This window comes from Rhodopseudomonas sp. G2_2311 (assembly GCF_047501505.1).
Lineage (GTDB): Bacteria > Pseudomonadota > Alphaproteobacteria > Rhizobiales > Xanthobacteraceae > Rhodopseudomonas > Rhodopseudomonas palustris_H.
On the sequence record NZ_JAZDRK010000054.1, the window covers coordinates 1 to 255 of the forward strand.

The window sequence follows — 255 nt, forward strand, 5'->3', positions numbered from 1 at the left end:
TCGTTTGCTGCTTCAAGGTCAGATGCATGCGCTCGTGGCGGCCGTTCTGCTGCGGGTGCCCGGGCCTGATCCGCTCGATGGCGATGCCGAGCCGCAGCCACCAGACTGACAGTTTTGACAGGTTGTAAAGGCCGTTGGGACTGGCGAAGGGGAGCCCGTTGTCGCTCCTGATCGCGACCGGTAGGCCGCTCTGGGTGAAGAGGTTTTGAAAAGCCTGAACCACGCCGGCCTCGCGGGTCGATTCAAGCGCTTCGC

General features: G+C 63.1%; 1 protein-coding gene. It reads right to left on the minus strand.

Features of this window, described 5'->3' with window-relative positions; genetic code table 11:
* The coding region (locus VRZ08_RS25070) for an integrase core domain-containing protein (protein ID WP_414534253.1) at positions 1-255 on the minus strand (255 nt) is incomplete at both ends.